Raw genomic sequence first — 5,045 nt, forward strand, 5'->3', positions numbered from 1 at the left:
TAACTTAAATATTAAACTTTTACTTCCATATGATGAACTAATCATACATCCTATTGTCAGATAAATTGCAAACATAAATGATTCTGATTAGCGATAGCAGGATCAAATTTGTAAACATAATTTTACTTTCTCTAGTGAGTAACTTTTTAAGCTGATAAAAAAGCACATACATAAATTTAGAAGGAGCTATGTTAAATATGTCAAAATATAAATTTTTACTTTTAAGTTTAGCAAGCCTTACATCATCTATAGGTTTGGCAGAAGACAATACACCCAATATAAGTTTAAATATTGGTGCAGGTATTGGCGTTTCAAATAATATTTATCATACTAAAAACACAGTTAAAATAACACCAATTCCTATATTAGAATTCAATTGGGGCAATTTTTACATAAGTAGTATTAATGAAGTTGGTTATGAAACCAATCTTAATGATAATCTAAGTATTTCTGTATTTAGTAATTTTTTTGATGGTTTTCCAATTAAAAGTAAAGAGTTATTATTACCATACAATTCTATTAAAAATCGCAAATCACAAATTACTGTTGGTAGCGGAATTAACTATGATTTAGATCATCTAGGTTTAGATAATACATCACTCTCTTTACAAGCTCGTAGTGGAAAGCGAGGAATAAGCGCAGAAACAGCAATTAATACAATTTATCCTATCACACAAAAACTCTTTATATCTTCTAATATTTCTGTTCATTACTATTCAGCTAAATACACTGACTACTATTTTGGTATTAAAAAAGAAGAATTAGGTGGGGCGATTATGTCTGTATACAAACCTAAATCTTCTTATGACATCGGTATAAGTATAAATACTATTTATACATTAACAGAAAATTTAAACCTGAATCTTAGTATTGATTGGACCAAATATTCTAAAGCAATTAAACAATCTCCTATTGTCAAACGCGATTCACAGCTTAGTTCATCGTTCTCATTATCTTACTCTTTTTAAAGTAAACTCATATTAAATTAGCTGATTATGATTTTGAAATTTAAAAAATATCTAAAATCCATTGTTGCTGCTATTTTTTTGAGTTTTGTTTTCAGTTATTTTTACTCAAATGATGATGAAGAAAATCAAAATATCATTTTTGATGTCATTAAAAGTGATATTCAAAAAAATATCTCAGCAAGTGGTACATTACAAGCATCTGAACAGGTGAGCATCGGGGCACAGGTATCAGGACAAATAAAAAATATATTAGTTTCTGAGGGAGAAAGTGTTAAAAAAGGGGATTTATTAGCAATAATTGATCCTCAATTAGCTCAAGCCGAATTAAATCTAGCTAAAGCAGAAATGGAAAATGCACAGGCAAATTTAGACACTAAATTTATACTTTTACGACAGTATGAGGCCGACTTTAATCGCTATAATAAGCTTATTAAAAAACAAGCAACAACACAGAAAACATTAGATGAAGCAAGAGCGCGTTTAGACATTACTAAAGCCGAAATTAGAAGTGCTAAAAGCAATTTAAATAGTGCGATAATTAGGGTCGAACGAGCGCAAACACAGCTCAGTTATACAGAAATCCGTTCTCCAATTGATGGCACTGTTGTCTCAATACCTGTAAAAATAGGACAAACACTAGCAACTATACAGCAGGTACCTATTTTAATGACTCTGGCTAATATTGATACAATGAAAGTCAATGTTAAAATTTCAGAAGCTGATGTAGCTCATATACCTTCAGGCGCACCTATTTCATTTACATTATTAGGAGATCCCGATCAAAAATTTCATGCTAAGCTTGAGTCAATTAAGCTTATACCTACTCACACAAATGAACAAACAGAAAATGCTAATAACGCCATATACTATTACGCTACTTTCAAAATCCCAAACCCTGAACATAAATTACGTATATCTATGTCGGCTTTTGTCACAATTACTTTGGACAAACGTATAAACGTACTAACAATTCCACTTTCTGCTTTAAGAAAAAAAATATCTCTGAATGAATACGTTGTTACAAAAGAACGTGAAAATGGGGAAAAAGAGCAAATAGTCATTAAAACAGGATTGAGGAATGATTCTCATATAGAAGTAATAAGTGGATTATCAGCTCAAGATAAAGTCATATTACCAATTACACCATTAAGTTCTAACGAAAAAGATATATATAATATACTATAATGACACAACCACTAATTGAATTGAAGAACATTGAACGAAGTTATCGTAGTGGTAATACAAAAACTACGGTATTAAAATCTATTAATTTAAAAGTTTATTCCGGTGAGATGATTGCAATAGTCGGTGCTTCTGGTTCTGGCAAATCGACACTAATGAATATTCTTGGCGCATTAGATGTACCTGATAATGGAGAATATTTTATCCATGGAAAAAATATTGCTACATTATCTATCGATGAATTAGCAGAATTACGTTGTAGCCATTTTGGTTTTGTTTTCCAGCGTTACCATTTATTAACACATTTAAGTGCAATAAAAAATGTTGAAATTCCAGCCATCTATTCAATGGTGGATAAAACACAAAGATATATCCGAGCAAAAAATCTACTTTGTAAATTAGGGTTAGAAAAACAATTAGAACAAAAACCAAACCAGTTATCTGGCGGGCAACAACAACGAGTAAGTATAGCAAGAGCATTAATGAACGGTGGCGAAATTATTCTCGCAGATGAACCAACAGGCGCACTAGACAGTAAAAGTAGCCAAGAAGTACTAGATATATTAATAGAATTAAACCAACGAGGTCATACTGTTATTTTAATTACCCATGATATGAATATTGCCCAGCACGCAAGTCGAATTATAAATATCAAAGATGGAGAAATTATCTCTGATACTAAATCTAATTTACTTAAATGTAATACAAAAAATATCGCTTCTTTTTCAACAAAAGAGGCAACGACAGTATATCATAATCTACTGTATAGTTATACGGAATCTTTTATGATGGCATTTAATACTATGCTATCACATAAAGTTAGAACATTCTTAACTATGTTAGGAATTATTATAGGTATAGTTGCTGTCGTTTCAGTCATTGCATTAGGTGAAGGAACAAAAAATAAAGTATTAAGTGAATTCAATTCACTGGGAACTAATACCATTGATATTTATCCTGGTAAATGGGGAGATGAAGATGCTGATAAAGTTCAAACATTAAATGTTACTGATTTAGCATTATTACAACAACAGCCTTATCTAAAAGGTGTTACTCCTGTATTTTTTCATTCTACTAAGCTGCGTTTTTTAAATAAAACAATTAAAACAACTGTTTATGGAGTAGATCAAGATTTCTTTACATTGAAAAACTATAAATTAGTTTCTGGGCGTTTTTTTGACAGTACTGATGTTCAAGAAATGCATCCTGTCGGAATGATAGACAGAAAATCTCAAAAACTGATTTTTGGTGACGAAGAGATAACAAATAATACTATCTTTATTGATGATATCCCTATCTCAATTATTGGTGTTATTGAAACACCTAGTTTACAAAATGAAGAAAAAGGTGCCGTAATTTGGCTCCCTTATAGTTCAGTAATGACAAGGATGATCAATCAGCCTTATTTTCAACAAATTACAGTACAATTAAAAGAGAATCTATCACCAGCAATAGTTGACCAAGCGATTACAGATCTTTTAATTGCAAAACATGGGCAAAAAGATTTTTTTACGTTCAGTAGTAGTAAGTTTTTACAATCGTTAAATAACGTGACGAAAATACTTACTCTCATGATTTCATCGATTGCTTTTATTTCATTAGTTGTAGGAGGGATTGGAATAATGAATATTATGCTGGTTTCCGTTATAGAAAGAACAAAAGAAATTGGTATCCGAGTTGCTATAGGAGCTAAAGAAAAAGATATTCGTTCTCAATTTTTAATTGAATCTACAATGATGAGTCTTATTGGAGGAATTATTGGAATATTACTATCTTTATTATTAGGTGGGTTACTTTCTTTAGCTAATACTGAGATACAAATGCAATTTACGCTATCGTCATTTATGATTGCATTCTTATGTTCCTCATTAATTGGTATAATCTTTGGGTATTTTCCTGCAAAAAATGCAGCAAGATTAAAGCCAGTTGATGCGCTATCAAGAGAATAATCCAGAATAGATTCAAAATATTATTGAATATCACACATTTTAATGTGTTGTGATCTTGTATTTAGCAACTTTTCTTCTTTTAAAAGTTAAGGGTTTCTAGACAAGTAAATCAATTTATACAAAAAAATAGGATATACATTTTTTAGACTGTCTATAAACCATAGTCAAAGTTTATAGACATTTTGAATATATTTCTTATAAACAAAGAAGAGAAAATAGAATTTTAAAATTTTTCAATTAAATTAATTGATGGTTTAAAAAAGCTAGGAACAGTTCACCCTAGCTCTCTTTTACAATGGCTATACTGACATAGAATAAAAACTAATCTTTATTAATAGTATTTTTTGATATTCAATGTAAACAGGAACATCCCAACAGTTAATAGGACTAGAAAATACAATACGTTATCTACACCTAAATACTTAATAAAGTATCCCGCAAGAAGACTCGCTATAGCAGTAAATATCTTTATGATTAAACCACTAAGACCAGATATTCTAGCGACATAAGCGTGAGGCATTTCCTGAATAGTATAAACATTGTAACAAACATTCCATACTTCCCCTAGTATAGCTTTAAATACGAAGAATACAAAATATCCCCACGCTGTAGGGAAAAATATGAAACCAGCAAAAACAAAAATTCGTAATATATTCACACCTATGACTAACTGGCTAAAACTTAACTTTTTAGACAAAGAGTTTGATATTATACTCCCTATTATCCCGCCGACTCCCAATCCAGATAATATATAGCCTGTAATATCAAACCCTACATTATTAAAGCTCAATTGATATATAATTGTTAAATATAAAATAGGATGTAAAAAATTATTAATAGCTGTCAATATAACCACTCTTAGAAATAATTTATTCTCTTTTATCCAAAGAGCTGCTTCAGAAATACCCTTAATTAAATTCACTGAACTATTAGAGTTCTCATAACA

At 30.1% G+C, this 5,045-nt stretch carries 4 protein-coding genes; 3 read left to right on the forward strand and 1 reads right to left on the reverse strand.

Translation table 11 applies throughout. The features are described 5' to 3' along the window. Positions 1 to 197: 197 nt before the first annotated feature. From C0975_RS11140 to C0975_RS11150, 3 genes are read left to right on the forward strand one after another with little or no spacing between them, the layout of a single operon-like run. The gene (locus C0975_RS11140; protein WP_167383062.1) at positions 198 to 968 is read left to right on the forward strand and encodes a MipA/OmpV family protein; all 771 of its coding nucleotides are present in this window, start codon (positions 198 to 200) and stop codon (positions 966 to 968) included. Between the two features lie 27 nt (positions 969 to 995). Further along, entirely contained in the window at positions 996 to 2,153 is a 1,158-nt protein-coding gene (locus C0975_RS11145; protein WP_167383063.1) for an efflux RND transporter periplasmic adaptor subunit, read from the forward strand. Continuing rightward, a complete protein-coding gene (locus tag C0975_RS11150) occupies positions 2,153 to 4,099 on the forward strand; it encodes a MacB family efflux pump subunit (RefSeq protein WP_101776442.1) in 1,947 nt (648 codons plus the stop codon). Before C0975_RS11145 ends, C0975_RS11150 begins: the two co-directional genes overlap by 1 nt. 331 nt (positions 4,100 to 4,430) lie before the next feature. On the opposite strand, the gene C0975_RS11435 is transcribed toward C0975_RS11150, so the two are convergent. Then, positions 4,431 to 5,045, reverse strand: a 615-nt coding sequence (locus tag C0975_RS11435) for an MFS transporter (RefSeq protein WP_167383064.1), incomplete at its 5' end; no start/stop codon positions are given.

The sequence above is a fragment of the Pasteurella oralis genome (assembly GCF_002850605.1).
GTDB lineage: Bacteria > Pseudomonadota > Gammaproteobacteria > Enterobacterales > Pasteurellaceae > Pasteurella > Pasteurella oralis.

Bases quoted from the DNA above. Each gene is read 5' to 3' on its own strand.
- C0975_RS11140 (WP_167383062.1), top strand. From the start codon at position 198: ATGTCAAAATATAAATTTTTACTTTTAAGTTTAGCAAGCCTTACATCA.
- C0975_RS11145 (WP_167383063.1), top strand. From the start codon at position 996: ATGATTTTGAAATTTAAAAAATATCTAAAATCCATTGTTGCTGCTATT.
- C0975_RS11150 (WP_101776442.1), top strand. From the start codon at position 2,153: ATGACACAACCACTAATTGAATTGAAGAACATTGAACGAAGTTATCGT.